Here is a 20834-nt window from a genome sequence, read left to right as displayed (position 1 = left end):
GCAGGGGCTGGCATGGGTCAAGAAACTCGTTGAGGACGCTGTGGGCTCTCGGAGCGCCCGGATCATCAGTGAGACCGTCGCACAAACTTTGCCCGGGAGCGAGCTGTCGACTGATGACGTGTACGACTCTCTGGCGGAACAGTGGGCCGTGGAACATCCTGCTCGGAGCAGCGGCTCACGGCAACTGATTGAACTGCGCGTCCGCTTGGTGTGTTCCCTGCGGACATGGCGTGCGATCCGCAAGACAGTGATCAAGACTTTGTGTCCCGAGGGAATGGCCCCCCACGCCTGCCGTGTTCCGTGGATGGCTGCCTGAAGTGGTTCGCGGTGCACGGTGGCGCACGAGACGGCCGCCGTGCGGATCGTAGTCATACCAATTCCGGTCCCGCAGGCTGCTGTACACCGCAGGGCAGGACAGGCAAACGCCTGGCCATAGCCATCAGCGCTGGGCGGATCGTCACCGTGCCGCGGGCTGATGCCAACGTTCAGGTGCGAATCGTACGGCGTTGGCGAGGCCGACAAGGAGATCGCTGAGCTCCCCCGGGGAACGGTATTGATCGATCTCGACGACATGGCCGTCGGTCTCAGGGACCGAGCACCCCAACCTTGCCGTTCCACCGACTTCACCGCCGTGATGGACGCGATACGCGTGCCCCGGATCGGCCCGGGCCGCCCCAGAACCAGGCCCGATCACGTCCTCGGTGACAAGGGCTACAGCTCGAAAGCGATCCGGACCTGGCTGCGGTGCCGGGGCATCAGCCACACCATCCCGGAACGGAAGGACCAGATCGCAACCGGGCCCGGCGCGGCAGCCTCGGCGGCCGCCCGCCGGCCTTCGCCCGCGATGTCTACAAGCGCCGCAACGTCGTGGAACGGTGCTTCAACCGGGCCGCCGACCCGGCGCACCCGGGGCGCGACCTGAAGCAGGCACTGATCCATCTGCTCAGCCTGGAGACGAAAGCAACCACGGCACCGCCCGCGCGACACCCGGTCCGGGCACCCGCCAGCTCATTCGCTTGCTGCCCCGACAGGTAACCGCGCCTATGGGCGCCCACGACTACGGTGACGCCGCCACCTGCAGAAGAACGGTCTTCGCTTGGCCGACCCGCTACAACACCCGCCGCCGGCACGTCGCCGACGGCCACCTCAGCGCCGACGCCTACGAACGCCGACACCACGCCGCTGAACTCACACTCGCCGCGTGACCAATAACCGCGTGCCCCACTTCATGGGGGAAGCCCCGGGGGGGTGATCGGGCGGCCGCCGCAGTGCGGGGCGCGTGGGCGGCGTCCGCACGCTCCGGCCCCCACCACCGCGGCGCCGACTACGCCATGCCCCATCGGACCGGGGCGATCTGCTTGGACATGATCGTGATCAGCTCATAGGCGGCGTGCGAGGCCGCCACCGAGGTGATACCGGCGTGGTCGTAGGCCGGCGCGACCTCCACGATGTCGGCGGAGACCAACTGGCAGTCGGCCAGGCCCCGCAGGATCTCCAGCAGTTCCCGGGAGGTCATGCCGCCGGCCTCCGGGGTGCCGGTGCCGGGGGCGTGGGCCGGGTCCAGCACGTCGATGTCGATGGAGATGTAGAGCGGCCGGTCACCCACGCGCTCGCGCAGCTGCTGCGCGATCTCGTCGACCCCGCGCCGCATCACATCGGCCGAGGTGACGATGCCGAAGCCGAGCTTGGCGTCGTCGTCGAGGTCCTTCTTGCCGTAGATCGGGCCCCGGGTGCCCACGTGGCAGAGGGCCGAGGTGTCGATGACACCCTCCTCCACGGCCCGGCGGAAGGGCATCCCGTGCGTGTACTGCTGGCCGAAGTAGTCGTCCCAGGTGTCCAGGTGCGCGTCGAAGTGCAGGACCGCGACCGGGCCGTGCTTCTTGGCGACCGAGCGCAGCAGCGGCAGCGCGATGGTGTGGTCGCCGCCGAGCGTCATCAGCCGGGCCCCGCCGGAGAGCAGTTCGTCGGCGGCGGCCTCGATGGTCTCCACCGCCTCGGCCGCGTTGAAGGGGTTGGCGCTGATGTCTCCCGCGTCCGCGACCTGGCTGTAGTGGAAGGGGTAGACGTCCTGCGCCGGGTTGTAGGGGCGCAAGGTGCGGGAGGCCTCGCGGATGGCGTTGCTGCCGAAGCGGGCGCCCGGGCGATAGGTGACGCCCCCGTCGAAGGGGACTCCGACCACGGCGATGTCCGCCTTGTCCACCTGGTCGAGGCGGGGGATGCGGCCGAAGGTGGCCAAACCGGCGAAGTGCAGGGTCCGGTCGGTCTCCGTCGGCGGCACGGGCGGGGCCACGGACGGGCTCACAGGCGGGGTCACGGACGACGGCACGGGCGGGGTCACGCCGTTCGGTTGCGCGGTCATGATGTGTTCAGCGGCCTTTCGGGGGCTTCGTGTCACTGCGGGGGGTTGCCGTGCTTGCGGGACGGCAGGTCGGCGTGCTTGTTGCGGAGCATCGCCAGCGCGCTGATGAGCGTCGCGCGGGTCTCGGCGGGGTCGATGACGTCGTCCACGAGACCGCGCTCCGCCGCGTAGTACGGGTGCATCAGCTCGGCCTTGTACTCCTTGACCATCCGGGCGCGCATCGCCTCGGGGTCCTCGGCGTCGGCGATCTGCTTGCGGAAGATGACGTTGGCGGCGCCCTCGGCGCCCATGACGGCGATCTCGTTGGTGGGCCAGGCGTAGGTGAGGTCGGCGCCGATCGACTGGGAGTCCATGACGATGTACGCGCCGCCGTAGGCCTTGCGCAGGATGAGCGAGATCCGCGGGACCGTGGCGTTGCAGTACGCGTACAGGAGCTTCGCGCCGTGGCGGATGATCCCGCCGTGCTCCTGGTCGACGCCCGGCAGGAAGCCGGGGACGTCCAGCAGCGTGACGATCGGGATGTTGAAGGCGTCGCACATCTGGACGAAGCGCGCGGCCTTCTCGGAGGCCTCGATGTCGAGGACGCCGGCGAGGTGACCGGGCTGGTTCGCGACGATGCCGACGACCCGGCCGTCGAGCCGGGCCAGGGCGCAGATGATGTTGCGGGCCCAGCGTTCGTGGACCTCCAGGACGTCGCCGTCGTCGACGAGCTCCTCGATCACCTTGAGCATGTCGTACGGGCGGTTGCCGTCGACGGGGACGAGCGAGAGCAGTTCCTCGCACCGCCGGTCGGCCCGGTCTGATCCGGGGAAGTACGGAGGGTTCTCCCGGTTGTTGGAGGGCAGCATCGAGATCAGGTAGCGGACCTCGGCGATGCAGGTCTCCTCGTCGTCGTACGCGAAGTGCGCGACGCCGGAGGTCTCGGCGTGCACGTCCGCGCCGCCGAGTCCGTTCTGGGTGATCTCCTCGCCGGTGACCGCGCGGACCACGTCCGGGCCGGTGATGAACATCTGCGAGGTCTCGCGGACCATGAACACGAAGTCGGTGAGGGCGGGCGAGTAGGCCGCGCCGCCCGCGCACGGGCCGAGCATCACGCTGATCTGCGGGATGACGCCGGAGGCCCTGGTGTTTCGCTGGAAGATGCCGCCGTAGCCGGCGAGCGCGCTGACGCCCTCCTGGATACGGGCGCCCGCACCGTCGTTCAGCGACACCAGCGGGGCCCCGGCCGCGATGGCCATATCCATGATCTTGTGGATCTTCGCCGCGTGGGCCTCGCCCAGCGCACCGCCGAAGATGCGGAAGTCGTGCGCGTAGACGAAGACCGTGCGGCCCTCCACCGTGCCCCACCCGGTGATCACACCGTCGGTGTACGGCTTCTTCGCCTCCAGACCGAACCCCGACGCACGGTGGCGGCGCAGCTGCTCGACCTCCTTGAAGGAACCCCCGTCGAGCAGCAGCGCGATGCGCTCGCGCGCGGTCAGCTTGCCCTTGGCGTGCTGCGCCTCGGTCGCACGGTCACTGGGGCCGCGCCGCGCCTGCTCGCGCAGGGAGTGCAGTTCGGCCACTTTCCCGGTCAGGTTCGTCGTCACGCTGCCATTGAACGAGCCGCGGTCGGCGCTTCTCCACTGCCGCCGACCCCTATCCTCCGTCCGGACACCCCTAGGTTGAGAAACAGAATCCGGACCCCCACATGTATTTGAGATTTCCTTGAGGTTTCCCATCGTGACGAACCGGTTGCGTCCCCGACACAACTAAACCGCCTGCGTGTTGGCACCGCGTCAATTCCAAACGCGGGCAGCAGGAAGCCCTCTCGGGAGTTGGTAGTGTGCAATCCAACCTGACGGACAGGAAGCCTGCCGCCTGACCAGCGGCGAGTGCTGACTTCCATGCGCTCATCGGGCACCCGCCTTCCTGCGCGCGTGGGAACTCATCATGAATAGCCATGTCGGCTGTGAAAGCGGCATGCGACGGTTCACAGCTCATTGGGGAGGCGTCCAAAGCCATGTTGGTGGAGCGGGATGAACAGATCGCCAAACTGACCTCCTGGGTGACCGGCACCGCCCGCGGCCCCGGATCCGCGGGTGCGCAGGGTGCCGGCGCACTCGACGGCCCCGCCGCATCGGGCCCCCTGGCCGTGATCGCAGGTCCGGTCGCCGCGGGCAAGACGGCCCTGCTCCACCGCGTGCAGGAGCGGACCCCCGATTGGGGGGTACGGCTGCTGAGCGCCGCAACCTCCGCGGCGGAACAGGACATCCCCTTCGGCGTGGTCGAGGAACTGCTCCGCGACACCCCGGACGCGCCATTACCGCTTCCGCTCCACGCGCCGCTCGACGACGGGGACTTCGTCCCCGCGCCGACCCTGATGGCGGTCCACGCGCGGCTCGCGGGGCTCGCGGCGCGCCGTCCCGTCCTGATCGCCGTCGACGACGTGCAGTACGCCGACCCGCAGTCCCTGCACTGCCTGCTGTACGCCCTGGGCCGGGCGCGGTCCACCGGCCGTGGGCTCTCCCTCATCGTGACGCGGGGCCCCGACGCGGGCGCGACTCCCCCGGCCGTGCTGGAGGAGCTGCTGCGTCGGATCGCCGGCCCCCGGCTGCGACTGGGCCCGCTCAGCCTTCGGGGCGTGGAGGGCCTGCTGGCGCGGCGGGCCCTGGAAGCAACCCCTGCGGGGTCCGCTGCGGCCGACGCCCGCACCCTCTCGATCCTGCATGCGGCCACCGGCGGCAACCCCCTGCTCGTACACAGCCTCCTGGACGACCAGGCCGCCTGGCAGGGAGCCGAGGGGGCCTTCCCCGCGGGTGAGCAGTTCCTCCAGAACGCCCTGATATGCGTGCACCGTACGGGCGTGGACGGCCTGCGCGTCGCCCAGGGCATCGCCCTGCTGGGCGACGCCGGATCGCCGCCACTGCTGGCCCGGCTGGTGAGGACCACCGAACGGACGGTGGAAGACGTGGTCGCCGCGCTCCGCGACGCGGGCATCCTCCAGGGCACCCGCTTCCGACACGGCTCGGTCTGCTCGGCGGTGCTGGAGAGCCTGGCCGACGATGCGGCGGCACGGCTGCGCCGCCGCGCGGCGCAGCTGCTGTACGAGGCGGGTGCGGCGCCGGTAGCCGTCGCCGCGCACCTGCTGGGCCACGGGCCGCACTCCCTGGACGAGGAGTGGGTACCGGGGGTGCTGAGCGACGCCGCGCACACGGCGCTGGCCGGGCAGCGCGTCGGCTTCGCGGTGCGCTGCCTGCGGCTGGCCGAGCAGTGCTCCCGGGACGAGCGGGAGCGGCTGCAACTCCAGGCGAACACGGCGAAGTTCATCTGGCGGGTCAAGCCGTCCGCGTGGGCGCGCGCGCTCCAGCCGCTGAACGCCGCCCTGCACCGGGGCATCCTTCCGGTGACCGAATCACTGCGGCTGGTGGGCGACCTGCTGTGGCACGGCTGGATCGACGACGGCGCCATGGCCATCCGGCGCGCGCTGGAGGGCGTACAGGGCCGCCCGGACGCCGCGCTCACGGCCCAGCTGCGCGGTGTCCGGCTGCTGCTGGTGACCACCTACCCCACCCTCCTCGGCGGGATGGACAGCGCCCTCGGCCCGGACTGGGACCACGCGCAGCCGCTCGCGGACCCCTCGGACGACGGCGTCATGACGGCGATGGGTCTGCTCCAGAACGCCCTCGGCGCCACCCGGGGGCCGCGCGACCGGGCCGCGGCGGACGAGGCTCTGGCCGGGCGGGCCGAACGGATCCTGGCCGGGACGCGCCTCACGGAGGAGAGCCACGTCACCGTACGGGCGTGCCTCCTGGCCCTGATGTACGCGGACCGGCTCGGCGCGGCCGCCCAGTGGGCGGACCGGCACCTGGAGGAGGCGGCCCGGCGTGGTGCGCCCGGCTGGGTCGCGGTGATGCAGGCGATGCGCGCGCACATGGCGCTGCGCCGAGGTGAACTGGCCCAGGCCTGCCGGCTGGCGGAGCAGGCGCTGACGGAACTCCCCCCGCACGGCTGGGGCGTGGGCATCGGCCTGCCCCTCTCCGCGCTCATCGAGGCCCGGACGGCGATGGCCGACCACGAGACGGCCGCGGCCCTGGTGGACCACCCCGTGCCGGAGCACATGCTCCGGACCCGCTACGGCCTGCACTACGTCTACGCGCGTGGAAGGCACCAGCTCGCCACCGGACGCCACCACGCGGCGCTCACGGACTTCATGACCTGCGGGAAACTGATGCGGGAGTGGGACATGGACCGGGCGGGGCTGGCGCCCTGGCGGGTGGGGGTCGCGGAGGCCTCGCTGGCCCTGGGCAACCGGGAGCAGGCCGAGCGGTTCGCCCGGGAGCAGCTCGCCGAGGAGACCGGGCCACGGGTGCAGGCTCTGGCCCTGCGCGTCCTGGCGGGCGCCCGACCGCTGCGCGAACGGCCCGCGCTGCTGGAACGGGCCGTGGCCCTGCTCCAGGACGAGGGGGATGCGCGCGAGCTGGCCCGGGCCCTGAGCGAGTTGGGCACCGCCTACGAGCGGCTCGGCGACGCCGCCCAGGGCAAGGCCTGCACCCGCCGGGCCTGGCGGATCGCCGAGGCCGGCGGTCACCGGGAACCCGGCCAGGGCGTACCGGCGGAGGCGGCACGGCCGAGCGCGCCGCCGCATGCCGTGGCCGCCGCCCCGGAGCCGCTCCCCGTCCGGTCCGCTCCGGAGCCGGCGTCCGCACTGACAGACGCCGAGCGGCGGGTGGCGTCGCTCGCCGCCCACGGGTACACGAACCGGGAGATCGGGGCCAGGCTCTTCATCACCGTCAGTACCGTGGAACAGCACCTCACCCGGGTCTACCGGAAGATCCATATAACACGCCGTCAAGACCTGCCCGTGAGTTGGGACAACGATGTCGCATACACTGCCTGATCCCGCAAACCGGCCCGCCACCACGGCGGCCGGACCCCGGCTGCTCGCGGTCAGCGACCTGCACATCGGGATGGCCGACAACCGGCCGATCACCGAATCGCTGCGGCCGCAGCACCCGGACGACTGGCTGATCGTCGCGGGCGACGTCGGCGAGATGACCGAGGACATCGAGTGGGCGCTGAGCCTGCTCGCCGGACGCTTCGCCACGGTGGTGTGGGCACCGGGCAACCACGAGCTGTGGACGCCGCGCGAGGACCAGATCCAGGCTCGCGGCGAGGAACGCTACCGCCACATCGTGGAGATGTGCCGCCGGCTCGGGGTCCACACCCCCGAGGACCCGTGGCCGGTGTGGCGGGGGCCCGACGGCCCGGTCGCCGTCGCCCCGCTGTTCCTCCTGTACGACTACACCTTCCGCGTCCCGGGCGTCGCCTCGAAGGAGGAGTCACTGGAGCGGGCGCACGAGGCGGGCGTCGTCTGCACGGACGAGTACCTGCTGCACCCCGACCCGCACCCGAGCCGGGACGCCTGGTGCCGGGCCCGTGTCGAACTGACCCTGAGACGGCTCGAGGCCCACGACCCGGCGGTCCCACTGGTGCTGGTCAACCACTTCCCGCTGGTCCGCGAGCCCACGGACGTGCTGTGGCACCCGGAGTTCGCCCAGTGGTGCGGCACCGTCCTCACCGCCGACTGGCACCGCCGGTTCCGCACGGCCGCCGTGGTCTACGGGCACCTGCACATACCCCGGACCACCTGGTACGACGGAGTGCGCTTCGAGGAGGTGTCGATCGGCTACCCGCGCGAATGGCGCCGCCGCGGCCACCCCAAGGGCCTGCTGCGGCAGATCCTGCCCCACCCCGAGGGAGAGGCCGGCACGTGATAGAGACCCTGCTGCCCGAAGGGGCCCGCGCACGCGAGGCCTTCGGGCCGGACGGCTCGGCGGTCCTCCACCCCGAGGAGGCCGCCCTGGTGGCCACGGCGCCGGAGGAACGGCGCGAGGAGTTCACCACCGTGAGGGGCTGTGCCCGGAGGGCGATGGCGGACCTCGGCCTGCCCCCGGCCCCGGTCCTGCCCGGCCGGCGCAACGTTCCGCAGTGGCCCGCAGGGGTGGTGGGCAGCATGACCCACTGCACGGGCTACCGGGCCGTGGTCCTGGCCCGGGACACCGATCTGGTGGCGGTCGGCATCGACGCAGAGCCCGACCTGCCGCTGCGCAGGGGGGTCCTGGACTTCATCGCCCTGCCCGGCGAACTGACCTGGGCGCGCACCCCGGTGCCGGCGGCCGGGCGGCTGTGCCGGGACCGACTGCTGTTCAGCGCCAAAGAGGCCGTGTACAAGACCTGGTTCCCGCTGGTCGGCACCGAGCTGGACTTCGAGGACGCCCGGCTGTCCTTCCGCACCGACGCCGACAACCCGCGGCGGGGCACCTTCCGCGCCGAGGTCCTGCGGCCGGGCGCCGGTCCCGACGGGCGGCCGGTGACGGGTTTCGAGGGCCGCTGGCTCGCGGACCGGGGACTGATCGTCACCGCCATAGCGGTACCCGCGCGGGTCGGGGTCGCAAGCCCGGGTCGGTAGGGGTTGTCCGGTTCCGGGGGCGCTGCGTAGCGTGCGAGGACCGGACCGACTGCGCACGGCGGACGGCGTGCGGTCATCCCGCCGTCCGGGCCCGCCGCGACGCCGCGTTCCCGGCTCCGCGCCCGGCTCGCTCCGGTTCTCCCCTGGAAGCGCTGCCGAACCGGCCCGAGAGGTACTCCAGATGACAACAGCACCCCCGGACCCCACCAGCATGCTCGTGCCGGACTTCCCGTTCTCCTACGACGCCTGGCTGAGCCATCCGGCGGGCCTGGGCTCCCTCCCGCCCGAGCGCGCCGGGACCCCGGTGGCCGTCGTCGGCGGCGGGATGGCCGGGCTGACCGCGGCCTACGAGCTGATGCGGCTGGGTCTGCGCCCGGTCGTGTACGAAGCGGAACAGCTCGGCGGCCGGATGCGGTCGGTCCCGTTCCCGGGACGGCCGGAGCACGTGGCGGAGATGGGCGCGATGCGCTTTCCGCTGTCGGCCCGCGCCCTGTTCCACTACATCGACCTCCAGGGGCTGGCCACCGTCCCCTTCCCCAACCCCCTGTCCGAGCACACCCCGAGCACGCTCATCGACCTCGGCGGGGTGCGCCACACCGCGCGCGGGACGCAGGACCTGCCCGAGCTGTACCAGGAGGTGGCCGCCGCCTGGGAGAAGGCGCTGCAGGAGCGGGCGGAGCTGTCCACGATGCGCGACGCGGTCCGGCGGCGCGACACGCACACCCTCAAGCACGTGTGGGACCGGCTGGTCCGGGAGTTCGACGACCAGTCCTTCCACGGTTTCCTCGCCACCAGTTCGGCGTTCCGGTCGTTCCGGCATCGTGAGGTCTTCGGCCAGGTCGGGTTCGGCACCGGTGGCTGGGACACCGACTTCCCGAACTCGCTGCTGGAGATCCTCCGTGTGATCTACACCGAGGCCGACGAGCGCCAGGTGGCGATCCCCGGGGGGGCCCAGCAGGTGCCGCGGGGGCTGTGGGAGCACCGGCCGGACCAGTGCGCGCACTGGCCGGCGGGCACCTCGCTGGCGTCGCTGCACGGCGGGGCGCCGCGGCCGGGCGTGCGGGCCGTGCGGCAGGCCGGGACGGGTTTCGCGGTCACCGACGCCGACGGGCGGGAGGAGCGCTACCCGGCCGTGGTGTACACCCCGCACGTGTGGACGCTGCTGAACCGGGTGGAGGCCGACCCGGCGCTCCTCAGCACGCCGGTGTGGACGGCGGTGGAGCGGACCCACTACATGGGCTCGTCGAAGGTGTTCGTCCTGACCGACCGGCCCTTCTGGCAGGACCTGGATCCCGAGACCGGGCTTCCGGTGATGAGCATGACGCTCACCGACCGGATGCCGCGCGGGGTCTACCTCTTCGACGACGGTCCGGACCGGCCGGGCGTGCTGTGCCTGTCGTACACGTGGAACGACGACTCGCTGAAGATGGCGACGCTGAGCCCGCAGGAGCGCCTCAAGGTGCTGCTGGACAAGCTCGCGGAGATCTATCCCGGGGTGGACGTCCGCTCGCACGTGATCGGTGAGCCGCTGACCATCACGTGGGAGACCGAACCGCACTTCATGGGCGCGTTCAAGGCGAACCTGCCGGGCCAGTACCGCTACCAGCGGCGGCTGTTCACCCAGTTCATGCAGCGCGGGATGCCCGAGGGGCAGCGCGGGTTCTTCCTGTGCGGCGACGACGTCTCCTGGACGGGCGGCTTCGCCGAGGGCGCCGTCACCACGGCGCTGAACGCCGTCTGGGGTGTGGTGGACCACCTGGGCGGATCGGCCCACCCGGACAACCCCGGCCCCGGTGACCTCTTCGAAGCGCTCGCTCCCGTCGAGCTGCCCTACGAGAGCTGAACCGGAGAAGGGCGCCCCCACGGTCGGCGGGGGCGCCCTTCGGCACGTGTGCCGGGGCCCTGATCCCCCGCCGCGGTGGGGCGGCGGGGCGGGGCCGTCAGGTCCTCAGGCCCGGGGGGCGGCCAGTGCGGCGAGGGCCTTCTTGTCGGGCTTGCCGTTGCGGTTGAGCGGGAACCGTTCCAGCACCACGACCGTGTTGGGCTGTTCGAAGGCGGGCAGCAGGCTGCACAGTCGCTCCCGCCAGTGGGCGGCGTCCCGCTGCTCCTCGTCCTCGACGAAGAACACCAGCTGGGAGCCCCGGATTTCGTCGGGCAGCGGCACGATCCGGGTGGAGCAGCCGTGACCGGCGACCTTCCGCTCGATCAACTCGGGGTACAGGGTGTAGCCCATGCGGTGGACCGCGAACTTGCGCCCCAGGACGTAGAGGTTGCCGTCCGCGTCAAGGTGGCCGAGGTCGCCTGTGGGCTGCCAGCCGGTTGCATGGGCGGGGACGACGGTACCGTCCTCGGACACCTGGCCCAGCAGGGCGTCGGGGGTGTCGACCTGGATCTCGCCGGTCTCCCCCGCGGCCAGCTCGCGGCCGTCCTCGTCGACGATCCGCAGCCGGATGCCCTCCATGGCCCGGCCGCAGGCGACCGGGTTGTCGAGGGTGGCGAAGGAGATGTTGCCGAGCTCGGTGGAGCCGTAGCTGTCGAGCAGCGGCAGCCCGAACTCGGCGACGTATCTATCCACCAGCGGCGCGTCGAGGGGCGCCGCACCGACGCAGAGCATGCGCACGTCCTGCAGGTGGGTGCGCAGCGCCGGCTTGCGGGTCATCAGGCCGAGGATGCTGCGGTAGCTGGAGGGGGTGGCGTCGATGACGGTGACCCCGGCGTCGCGGCCCATGCGCAGGGCGCGGTCCAGTCGCCGGTAAGGGGCGATCACCAGGGAGCAGCGGACCAGGTGGGCGATGAGGACCATCGACAGGCCGTACTGGTGGGCGAAGGGCAGGAGCGGCATCAGTACGTCGTCGGCGCGGTGGCCCACCTGGTCGGCGTTGCGCCGCAGGTTGCGCAGGAAGGAGGCGCCGGACTTCACGACGCCCTTGGGGGAGCCGGTGGAGCCGGAGGTCCACATGATGAGGCCGTCGGGGAGTTCGCCCCAGTCCTCGAAGGACAGGGTGGAGCCGGCGGGTTCGTGGTCGGTGACGGCGACCATGAGTTCGTAGAGGTGGATGGGGTCGGCGTCGGCGTAGATCGGGGTCTCGTCGTCGACGAAGGTGATCTTGACACCGGTGCGCACGGCGATGCGCCGGGTTTCCTCGGGGTGCTCCTGCTGGTCGACGAGGACGATCGAGGCGCCGACGTGCATGAGCGCGTACAGCACGCACACGTAGGCCGCCGAGTTGCCGGCCTTGAGCATCACCCGGTCGCCGAGGCCGACTCCGCGTTCGCGGATCACCGAGGCCACCCGGAGGGCGTCCTGTTCGAAGTCCTCGACGGTCCGTACCGAGTCGGCTGCCAATATCTTCGCGGTCATCGGTCGCACTATGTCCTTCCTCTGGGCCGTGCCACGGCCGGTCGGCGCGCGGTGCGCCGGGCCGGCCGCGGGTCGGGTCCGTTCACGGGGTGGATCGCGGATTCGCGGGGTCCACGGGATTCGTGGGTACCGCGCGGGAGGGAATCGTGGCCGTGGCGTGCGCCGGCCGGGCCGTGCGCGTCGGGTCCGGACACGGGTCTCCACAGACGCACGCTAGGCAGGGGGTGTCGGGCCGGGTACCCCTGAACGACCCCTGGGATCCCCTCAGTCCGGCGAGCGGTCATCCCGGGTCCGCTCCGCCGAGCGAGATCAGCTGGTCGTGGACGATGTTGACCACCTCCCGGCGGTGGGTCTTCAGGTACCCCTGCGCCCCGGGGAAGGTCTCGAGGTCGAACCAGCCGCAGGTGCACCGCCGCCAGCCCCGTACCCCCGAGAGCGTGGCGCGCGGGTCGTACTGTGCGGTCAGGGCGACGATCCGGCAGCTCAGGGCGGGCGGGCCGAGGCTGCCGCGATGGCCGGGCGCGGTCCGTCCGGACACGAAGAGGGTCAGCAGCGCGCCGTAGGTCTCCCGCTCCAGCCGGCAGGCCACCTCATAGGCCAGATCGGCGCCCAGGCGGTGCCCGAACAGCACCAAGGGGCGGTCGGCCCAGCCGCGGAGCGCCTCGAAGATCTGGTCGGCGAGCAGGGTGCACCCGGCCGGGTCGAGGTGCTCCGCGGAGCGCATCGGCGGGTACTGCACGACGACCAGTTCCACGGTGGGAAGCAGCAGCTCCGCCATCGCGAGGTAGCAGAGCGGGGAGTTGCGCGCGCTCGGGAAGCAGATCATGCGGTAGCTGCTCGGGATGCCGGGCTGCCGGATCTGGATCAGGCCGACCTCGTCTGGGAGTGGCTCCCCCGCGGAGGGCCGGCTGTCGGCATGGGTCATGCTCCCTGGAACTCCACCTCGGGTGGTGCCTCTGACACGTGGTCGGGCAGGCGGCCGGGCACCTCCGGGGTGGAGGGCCCTCATGGATTGATCGGTGCCGGGCCGGACCCGGCCGGGGCGACGGAGACGACCTCCAGGCCCTGGTCGGCCAGCCAGCGCAGTACATCGGTGATCTCCGGCCCGTCGGGGGCGGCGGCCCGGAGGGCGTCGACGGCGCGGTGCACGGCGTCCGTGAAGAAGTACACCCCGGCCGTCCCCGGAACGACCTGCGCCGCCGGGCGGCGGCTGCGGAACGCCTCCACCTGCTCGCCGATCCCGCCCGGGACCAGGACGTCCTCGGGATGCGTGACGAAGTCGTCGTCGCCGAGCCAGTCCCGCGCCGTGCGCACGGCCGCCCCCGGCCCGGGTCTGCGGGTCCGGGGGAGGTAGGTGACTCCGACGCCGAAGCGGGAGCCGTCACCGACGGCCGTCCGCACCTCGTCGGCGGCTTCCCCGAGGACGATCCCGACGTCGGTGATGCCCACATCGGCGATCTGCTCCAGGACCCGGAAGAAGACGGACCGGTCGGCCTCGGGGGATCCCCCCGACAGGACGAGTGCTTTCACGGGGTCTCCTCGCGAGAATGCGGTGAACGGTCGGGGACGGCCCGCGGCGATTACCGTGGATGCCAGGACCATGTTTCCCGGGACCACAACGGACGATCACCCCTAAGCCCCCCTAAGGCTTTCCGCATTTCCCCCTAGCGTTCGCCACGGCGAACCATGCCACGATCCCGCATGCTAAAAATGGCGCGCACCCCTTCTGTGCCCGGATCCCCTATCGACTCGCAGGCATAAATGAAATCTGAACAATCCGTGAATTCCGCTGTCGTGGTCGAAAATCTGGTCAAGAAGTACAAGGACCGCGACCAACCCGCGGTGGACGGCTTGAGCTTCTCGGTCCGCCGGGGCGAGGTCTTCGGATTCCTCGGTCCGAACGGGGCCGGCAAGACCACCACCATCGGCATCCTCACGACCCGGGTGGCGCCCACGGCGGGGCGCGCGTTCGTGCAGGGGGTCGACGTCGTCGCCCACCCGGCCCAGGCACGCCGCGCCTTCGCCGTCGTCCCCCAGCGCATCAACCTCGACCAGTCGCTCACGCTGCGCCAGAACCTCACCTTCCACGCCGGGTACCACGGCGTGGGCCGCGCCGAACGCAACCGGCGCGCCGACGAGTGCCTGGAGTGGATCGGCCTCGCCGACCGCGGCGATTCCCGCGGCGACAAGCTCTCCGGCGGCCAGGCCCAGCGCGTGATGATCGCCCGCGCCCTGATGCACCGGCCCGACGTGCTCTTCCTCGACGAGCCGGCCACCGGCCTCGATCCACAGGCCCGGCTCTTCATCCACGAGCGGGTGGCCGAGCTGCGCGAGCGCGGCGTCACCACCGTGCTCACCACCCACGACATGGACGAGGCCGCCCGGCTGTGCGACCGCGTCGGCATCGTCGACCAAGGCCGGCTGCTGGCCCTGGACACCCCGCAGGCCCTCATGGAGAGCCTGAGCGGCACCGCCCTGACCCTCACCGTCCGGCCCGCCGGTTCCGGGCCGCAGGACGTGATCCGCCTGCTGGAGAAGGCCGACACGGTCACCCGCGTCGAGCGCACCGACCAGGCCGCCGAGGACGCCGCGGACGCACCCGTACGCCTGCGTCTGTACAGCGACGCGCCGCCCGGCGCGGTGCTTCCGGTCGCCGTCAGCATCCTGACGGCGGCGAACTGCGACATCAAGGACATCAAGGTGGGCACCGCGACCCTGGAGGACGTCTTCATCTCCCTGACCGGTCGGGAGCTCCGGTGAGCGCCGCCGCCGCGACCGCGGCCGACCCGGCGGCCGGCTTCCCCGAGGAGCTGCGCCCGGCGCCCACCAGCATCCGCTCCGTGACCCGTACGTTCTTCTTCATCCTGTGGCGGGACCTCTTCGTCACCGGCCGCGAACTGGGCACGTTCCTCGCGCAGATCCTCGTGGAGCCGTTCTTCATCCTGTTCGTCTTCGGCAAGGTCCTCGGCGAACTCGGTTACACCGGCGGCGCCTTCCAGTCGGTGCTGCTGCCCGGTGTCGTGGCGCTCAACGCCTTCCTGGTCAGCTTGCAGAACACCGCACTGCCCATGATCATCGACTTCTCCTTCAGCAAGGAGATCGAGGACCGGCTGCTCGCGCCGATCCCGATCACGCTGGTGGCCGTCGAAAAGCTGGTCTTCGGCACGCTGCGCGGCATCGTCGCCTCGCTGCTGATGATCCCCATGGGCTTCCTCGTACTCGACCACGCCTCCTGGCCCATGGACCAGTTCCCGGCCACGCTGGGCGTGCTGCTGCTGGGCGCCCTGGCCGGCAGCGCGGTCGGCCTGACCATCGGTACGCTGGCCCCGCCGCGGCACATCGGTGTCGTCTTCGCGGTGGTGCTGACGCCGCTCATGTTCACGGGCTGCACCCAGTTCCCCTGGCACGGCCTGGCCGACATCCGGTGGTTCCAGGTGCTGTGCGCCCTCAACCCCCTGACCTACGTCACCGAGGGCATCCGCGACCTGCTGCTGCCCCCCGGCGGGCCCCGTTCGATCCCGCTGTGGGTGGACCTCGCGGCGCTGGCCGTCTCGATCCTGATCTTCGGGGCGATCAGCATCAAGGGCTTCCACCGCAGGTCCCAGGACTGATCCCCCACGTATCCAGCTCCGGCCCCGTGCCCGGACCGGCGCAACAGCGCCGCCCGGGTGCGGGGTCCTTTCTCGTCCCGCACCATCCCGGAAGCAAAGGTATGCACCGATCATGACCCATTCCTCCGATGCCCGGACCGGATCCGCGATCGTGTTCCCCGGCATGGGCCCGGCCTCCTTCGCAGAGGTCGGCCGATTCCTCCTCCTCGACCCGTACGCGCGACGCCGTCTGGCAGAGGCCGACGAGGTGCTCGGATATTCGGTGTTCGACCGTTTCCGCAATTCCGAAGAGGACTATTCGGTCGATTTCCAGATCGCTTTCCTGGTGAACTCGATGGCCTTGGCCGACCGGGCGGTGGACGTGCTCGGCGTCTCCCCCACCGTCTGCGCGGGCCCCAGCTTCGGCCAGAAGGCCACCGCCGCCTTCGTGGGTTCCCTCCCCTTCTCCGAGGTCGTCCGCCTGACCGCGGAACTCGCCCGCTGCGAGGACGAGTACTTCTCCACCGCCTACGCGGACGTGGTCACCCACTGCTTCGTCCGCACCCCCCAGGACCGCCTGGACGAGATCCTCGCCGCGTTCGACGACCGCGGCGCCTGGTACGACCTCTCCGGCCGGCTCGACGCCGGGTTCCACATGCTGTCCGTACGGGAGAAGGAACTCGACGCCCTGAACACCGCCATCAGCGCGGCCGGCGGCTATTCCATGTACTCGATGCGGCCGCCCGTCCACGCCGCGGCCTTCTCCGCGTTGCGCCGCAAGGCGGAGGAGGAGGTCTTCGGCTCCTACGAGATCGCCGACCCCTCCCTCCCCGTGGTCTGCGACCACGACGGCACGGTCGTCCGGGACGCCGCCGGGATGCGGGAGATGATGCTGGACACCTTCGACCGGCCGATCCACTGGCCCGCCATGGTGGAGTCCCTCCAAGGGCTCGGCGTGGGCACCCTGTACGTCACCGGCCCGGACAACCTCTTCCACCGGCTCGACGTCACGAAGGACCGCTTCGACGTCGTCCCGGTGGGCCTGCCCAGGAAGCGCACCCGCGAGCGCGAGCGACAGCAGTTCCTGGAGCGCTCCCGGGCGGACCGCGCCCGGCGCGCCACCGGCTGAGAACCACGCGGACGGCGGAAAGGGGCCGGGCCCCACCCCCTGGGGGGTGGGGCCCGGCCCCTTTCGTGTCACCGCCCTCAGATCCGGCGGCCCAGCCACTGCTCGACGGCGGCCGCGGTGCTCCCCGCGTACTGCTCCATCATCGTGAAGTGGTTGCCGGGCACGTCCACCGCGGTGTGCTCCATGTCCCAGTAGGAACGCCAGTCACCGTTCTCCGCACGGGTCCAGTCGAAGAACTGCTCCTGCGCCCGGACCAGCAGCGTCGGCGCCTTCACGGCCTCCGGCTGCCATCCGCCGAAGAGACGGAAGTAGGCGCCCATCGCCAGCAGCCGGCTGTCGTCGACCGGGACGTGGCTGCCCTGCCGCTCGTCCACGCCCTGCGACAGCCCCGGCTGGATGCCGAGGATGGCGTCGTCGTCGTGCGAGTAGATGTCGACCAGGACCACGGCCTCCGGGACGAGGCCGGCGCTCTCCAGCCGGGCCGCCACCGCGTGCGCCAGCATGCCGCCCGACGAGTGGCCTAGCAGGACGAACGGCGCACCGTCCGCATGCCGCAGGACGGCCTGCGCCTGCGCCTCGACGACCGCCTCCGTCGTCGTGGGCAACTGCTCGCCCCGCAGGAAGCCGGGTGCGGGCATCGCGTGGACATCCCGCCGTCCGCGGAAGGCGGAGGCGAAGCGGGCGTACTGGTGCGGGCCCGAGATCGACAGGATCGACGAGAAGCAGATCAGGCCCGGACCGTCCTCGCCGCGGGCGAGCCGCACCAGGCCCGGCGCCTTGCGCAGCTCCGCCGCCGAGGAGAACGACGGACGGAACCGCGACGCCTGCATGAGGAGTTCCATGAACGGACCGGACTCGCCCTGTGCCCCGGCCGCCTGGAGCATCGCGCCGAACACCCCGTCGGTGTCCGCCTCGGCGGCGTCCGCCGCGGTGCCGCCGGATCCGGCCGCACCGCCCTGCGCCCCGGCCAGCTCGACGCGGAGCCGCGCGGCGATGAGGAGCGGCGTCGGGTGGTCGAACAGCAGCGTGGCGGGCAGCCGCAGCCCCGTCACCGCGTTCAGCTGGTTCCGCAGCTCCACCGCGGTCAGCGAGTCCAGGCCCAGCTCCAGGAACTGCTGGGACTCCCCCACCGCGTCGGCGCCGGAGTAGGCGAGGACCGCGGCGGTCTGCTCGCGCACGACGTCCAGCAGCAGCCGCTCCTGCTCCTCCTCCGGCAGCCCGGCCAGCCCCGCGAGCCGTCGCGCGGACGCGGACGCCGCCGCGTCGGCGGTGCCTGCGGCGGCCCGGCGCAGCCCGCCGCGGACCAGGCCCCGGAAGAGCGGCGGGAGGCCGCCCGCGTCCGCCTGGGCCTTCAGCGGCCCGGTGTCCAGCCGCATCGCGACGAAGACCCCGCTGCCGGGCACCTCGGCGCCGACGCCCGAGCCGGTCCCGGCCACGGAGCAGGCCGTGTCGAACAGGGCCAGGCCCTCCGCGGAGGAGAGCGCGGTGAGTCCGGCCCGTGCCATCCGCTGGACGTCGGCGTCCGTGAGGTCGCCGGTCATCTCGCTGCGCTGCTCCCACAGACCCCAGGCCAGCGACACCGCGGGCAGGCCCGCCGCGCGCCGCTGCTGGGCCAGGGCGTCGAGGAACGCGTTGGCCGCCGCGTAGTTGGCCTGCCCGGGGGTGCCGAGCGTGCCGGCCGCGGAGGAGAACAGCACGAAGGCCGCCAGGTCCGCCTCCCGGGTCAGCTCGTGCAGGTGCAGGGCCCCGTAGACCTTCGGCCGCAGCACCGCGTCGATCCGCTCGGGGGTCAGCGACGGCAGGAGCCCGTCGTCGAGGTGGCCCGCGGTGTGGACGACCGCGGTCAACGGGTGCGCCTGCGGGATCCGTGCCAGCAGTGCGGCCAGGTCCTCCCGGTCGGCGGCGTCGCAGGCGACGACCTGCGCCTCGGCGCCCAGCGCCGCGAGGTCCGCGACCAGCTCCGCGGCGCCGACGGCCGCGGGTCCGCGGCGGCTGGTCAGCAGCAGATGCCGCACACCGTGCTCGGTCACCAGGTGCCGGGCCAGGAGGCTGCCCAGGACACCGGTGCCGCCGGTGATGAGGACGGTGCCCTCCGGGTCGAGCCCGCGGGCTGGTGCGGGAGCCTCGGACGGGGCGCCGTCCGGGGTGTCGGCGTCGACACCGGTCTCCTGCGGCTCCGGGCGGGCCGCGGGAACCCGGGCCAATCGGGCCGCGTGCAGGGATCCGGCACGGAGCGCGAGCTGGGGCTCCCCGCTCGCCGCGGCGGCCGCGAGCAGCTCGCCGAGGGCGGGACCCTCCGTGGTGACCTCCTCGACGCCGCTGGCGGCGCCGGGGTCGAGGTCGAGGACGACGAACCGGCCCGGGTTCTCCGACTGGGCGGAGCGCAGCAGCCCCCACACGGTCGCGTGCGCCGGGTCCGGGACGCCGTCGCCGGGCCGTACCTCGACGGCGCCCCGCGTGACGACCGCGAGGCGGGCCCCGGAGAGATGCTCCTCGGCCAGCCAGGTCTGTACGAGCTCCAGCGCGCCGTGGGCGGCGCTGCGGGCGGCGTCCGCGGTACCGCCACCCGTACCGGGCCCGGCCGGGTCGGCGTACGACACCAGGACCGTGTCCGGCAGCGGTTTCCCGGCGAGCACCACGCCCGCGAGGACCTCCAGGTCGGTGTAACTGTCGACGGTGGCGCCCGCCGCGGCCAGCGCGTCTTCGAGGCCGAGCGGGTCCGGGCCGATCACGGCCCACCGGCCTTCAGCGGGCGCCTTGTTGCCGCCGATCGCGGGCCATTCCAGCCGGAACAGCGACTCGTGGAAGGCGGGGGCGGACGCGCTCAGCCGGGCCGGGTCGAGCTCGCGCAGCAGCAGCGACTCCACCGACACGACCGGCTCGCCGCTCTCGTCGAACGCCGCGAGGGACACCGCGCCGGACCCTGCCGGGGTGAGGCGCACCCGCAGGGCTCCGGGACCGACGGCGTGCAGGTGCACCCCCGTGAAGGAGAACGGCAGCCGCATCCGGCCGCTGCCGTCCTCGGCTTCGTCGCCGCCGAGGAAGGAGCCGAGCGCGAGGCCGTGCAGGCCCGCGTCCAGCAGCGCCGGGTGCACGCCGAAGTCGGCGGCTTCGGCCCCAGGGCCCTCCGACAGGACGAGTTCGGCGAGGAGTTCGTCGCCGAGGCGCCAGGCCGCCCGCAGGTTGCGGAAGGCCGGGCCGTACGCGTACCCGCCGGCCGCGAACAGTTCGTACAGGTCGGATACGTCGAGCGGTTCGGCCCCGGCGGGCGGCCAGACCTCCGGGCCGGGCGCGGCCTGTGGCGCGGTCACCACCTCGGGTGCGCCGAGGACACCACTGGCGTGGCGCGTCCACGGCAGGTCCTGCCCGAGGCCCGGGGCGTCCCCGGCGGGGGCCTCGGCACGCGAGTGGAAGTGGATCACGCGCCGTCCCGCTTCGTCGGGCCCGGCCACGGAGAGCCGGAGCTGGAGGGCGCCCTTCTCGGGCAGCACCAGCGGGGCCTCCAGGTTCAGTTCCTCGACGAAGGCGGTACCGACCCGTCGGCCCGCGTGCAGGGCGAGCTCGACGAAGGCGGTGCCGGGCAGGAGCACGGCACCCGCGGCACGGTGGTCGGCCAACCAGGGGTGGCTCTGGAGGGAGAGGCGTCCGGTGAAGAGGAATCCGTCGGAGTCGGGCAGCTCGACGGCGGCACCGAGCAGCGGGTGCTCGGCGGAGCCGAGCCCGGCGGAGGCGACGTCGCCGACCCGGGATACGGGTACGTCGATCCAGTAGCGGTCGCGCTGGAAGGCGTAGGTGGGCAGGTCGACCCGACGGGCACCCGTCCCGGCAAAGACCGCCTCCCAATCCACCGCGACACCACGCACATACGCTTCACCGAGTGAGAGCCAGAACCGCTCCAGACCACCCTCGTTACGGCGCAGCGACCCGAGTACGGCCGCCTCACG

The 20834-nt window shown here is 72.2% G+C and carries 14 protein-coding genes and 1 pseudogene; 9 read left to right on the top strand and 6 right to left on the bottom strand.

Translation table 11 applies throughout. The features are described 5' to 3' along the window. Positions 1 to 631: 631 nt before the first annotated feature. Both AC0693_RS34995 and AC0693_RS34990 read left to right on the top strand, forming a co-directional pair. Positions 632 to 888: pseudogene (locus AC0693_RS34995) on the top strand (transposase); the annotation flags it as partial. Between the two features lie 155 nt (positions 889 to 1043). Continuing rightward, positions 1044 to 1205 carry a hypothetical protein gene (locus AC0693_RS34990; protein WP_478804078.1) on the top strand — a complete coding sequence of 54 codons (162 nt, stop codon included), beginning with the start codon at positions 1044 to 1046 and terminating at the stop codon, positions 1203 to 1205. Positions 1206 to 1324: 119 nt separating this feature from the next. Here AC0693_RS34990 and speB read toward each other — a convergent pair whose 3' ends face one another. Then, complete coding sequence (gene speB, locus AC0693_RS34985) at positions 1325 to 2359, bottom strand: agmatinase (protein ID WP_469320938.1); 1035 nt, start codon at positions 2357 to 2359, stop codon at positions 1325 to 1327. A 32-nt stretch (positions 2360 to 2391) separates the two neighbouring features. Then, a complete protein-coding gene (locus tag AC0693_RS34980; protein WP_478804077.1) occupies positions 2392 to 3948 on the bottom strand; it encodes an acyl-CoA carboxylase subunit beta in 1557 nt (518 codons plus the stop codon). A 413-nt stretch (positions 3949 to 4361) separates the two neighbouring features. On the opposite strand from AC0693_RS34980, the gene AC0693_RS34975 reads away from it, so the two are divergent. The 4 genes from AC0693_RS34975 to AC0693_RS34960 all read left to right on the top strand — a co-directional run bounded on the left by AC0693_RS34975 (position 4362) and on the right by AC0693_RS34960 (position 10653). Then, positions 4362 to 7238, top strand: coding sequence for a helix-turn-helix transcriptional regulator (locus AC0693_RS34975; protein ID WP_478804076.1), 2877 nt, complete (start codon positions 4362 to 4364; stop codon positions 7236 to 7238). Continuing rightward, positions 7219 to 8115: a metallophosphoesterase family protein gene (locus tag AC0693_RS34970; protein ID WP_478804075.1), complete on the top strand. Its 897-nt coding sequence runs from the start codon at positions 7219 to 7221 to the stop codon at positions 8113 to 8115. Before AC0693_RS34975 ends, AC0693_RS34970 begins: the two co-directional genes overlap by 20 nt. After that, on the top strand, positions 8112 to 8810 hold the full coding sequence (locus AC0693_RS34965; RefSeq protein WP_478804074.1) for a 4'-phosphopantetheinyl transferase family protein: 699 nt from the start codon (positions 8112 to 8114) through the stop codon (positions 8808 to 8810). The genes AC0693_RS34970 and AC0693_RS34965 overlap by 4 nt, the downstream gene beginning before the upstream one ends. Before the next feature lie 181 nt (positions 8811 to 8991). After that, complete coding sequence (locus AC0693_RS34960; protein ID WP_478804073.1) at positions 8992 to 10653, top strand: flavin monoamine oxidase family protein; 1662 nt, start codon at positions 8992 to 8994, stop codon at positions 10651 to 10653. A gap of 105 nt (positions 10654 to 10758) precedes the next feature. On the opposite strand, the gene AC0693_RS34955 is transcribed toward AC0693_RS34960, so the two are convergent. The 3 genes from AC0693_RS34955 to AC0693_RS34945 all read right to left on the bottom strand — a co-directional run bounded on the left by AC0693_RS34955 (position 10759) and on the right by AC0693_RS34945 (position 13701). Next, on the bottom strand, positions 10759 to 12171 hold the full coding sequence (locus AC0693_RS34955) for a class I adenylate-forming enzyme family protein (protein WP_478804072.1): 1413 nt from the start codon (positions 12169 to 12171) through the stop codon (positions 10759 to 10761). Positions 12172 to 12451: 280 nt separating this feature from the next. Further along, a complete protein-coding gene (locus AC0693_RS34950) occupies positions 12452 to 13096 on the bottom strand; it encodes a thioesterase II family protein (RefSeq protein WP_468472334.1) in 645 nt (214 codons plus the stop codon). Positions 13097 to 13176: 80 nt separating this feature from the next. After that, positions 13177 to 13701: a sugar phosphate nucleotidyltransferase gene (locus tag AC0693_RS34945; RefSeq protein ID WP_469320931.1), complete on the bottom strand. Its 525-nt coding sequence runs from the start codon at positions 13699 to 13701 to the stop codon at positions 13177 to 13179. 249 nt (positions 13702 to 13950) lie between these two features. On the opposite strand from AC0693_RS34945, the gene AC0693_RS34940 reads away from it, so the two are divergent. The 3 genes from AC0693_RS34940 (at position 13951) to AC0693_RS34930 (ending at position 16890) form a co-directional block, all read left to right on the top strand. Then, complete coding sequence (locus tag AC0693_RS34940) at positions 13951 to 14931, top strand: ABC transporter ATP-binding protein (protein WP_356416575.1); 981 nt, start codon at positions 13951 to 13953, stop codon at positions 14929 to 14931. Beyond that, the gene (locus AC0693_RS34935; RefSeq protein WP_478804071.1) at positions 14928 to 15782 is read left to right on the top strand and encodes an ABC transporter permease; all 855 of its coding nucleotides are present in this window, start codon (positions 14928 to 14930) and stop codon (positions 15780 to 15782) included. Before AC0693_RS34940 ends, AC0693_RS34935 begins: the two co-directional genes overlap by 4 nt. Positions 15783 to 15894: 112 nt before the next feature. Continuing rightward, positions 15895 to 16890: an ACP S-malonyltransferase gene (locus AC0693_RS34930; protein WP_469320928.1), complete on the top strand. Its 996-nt coding sequence runs from the start codon at positions 15895 to 15897 to the stop codon at positions 16888 to 16890. 77 nt (positions 16891 to 16967) lie between these two features. Here AC0693_RS34930 and AC0693_RS34925 read toward each other — a convergent pair. Further along, positions 16968 to 20834, bottom strand: a 3867-nt coding sequence (locus AC0693_RS34925) for a type I polyketide synthase (protein ID WP_478804070.1), incomplete at its 5' end; no start/stop codon positions are given.

The sequence above is a fragment of the Streptomyces sp. NPDC043876 genome (assembly GCF_056435825.1).
The sequence above is the reverse complement of the archived record's forward strand: the minus strand, read 5'-3'. Positions and strand labels throughout refer to the sequence as shown.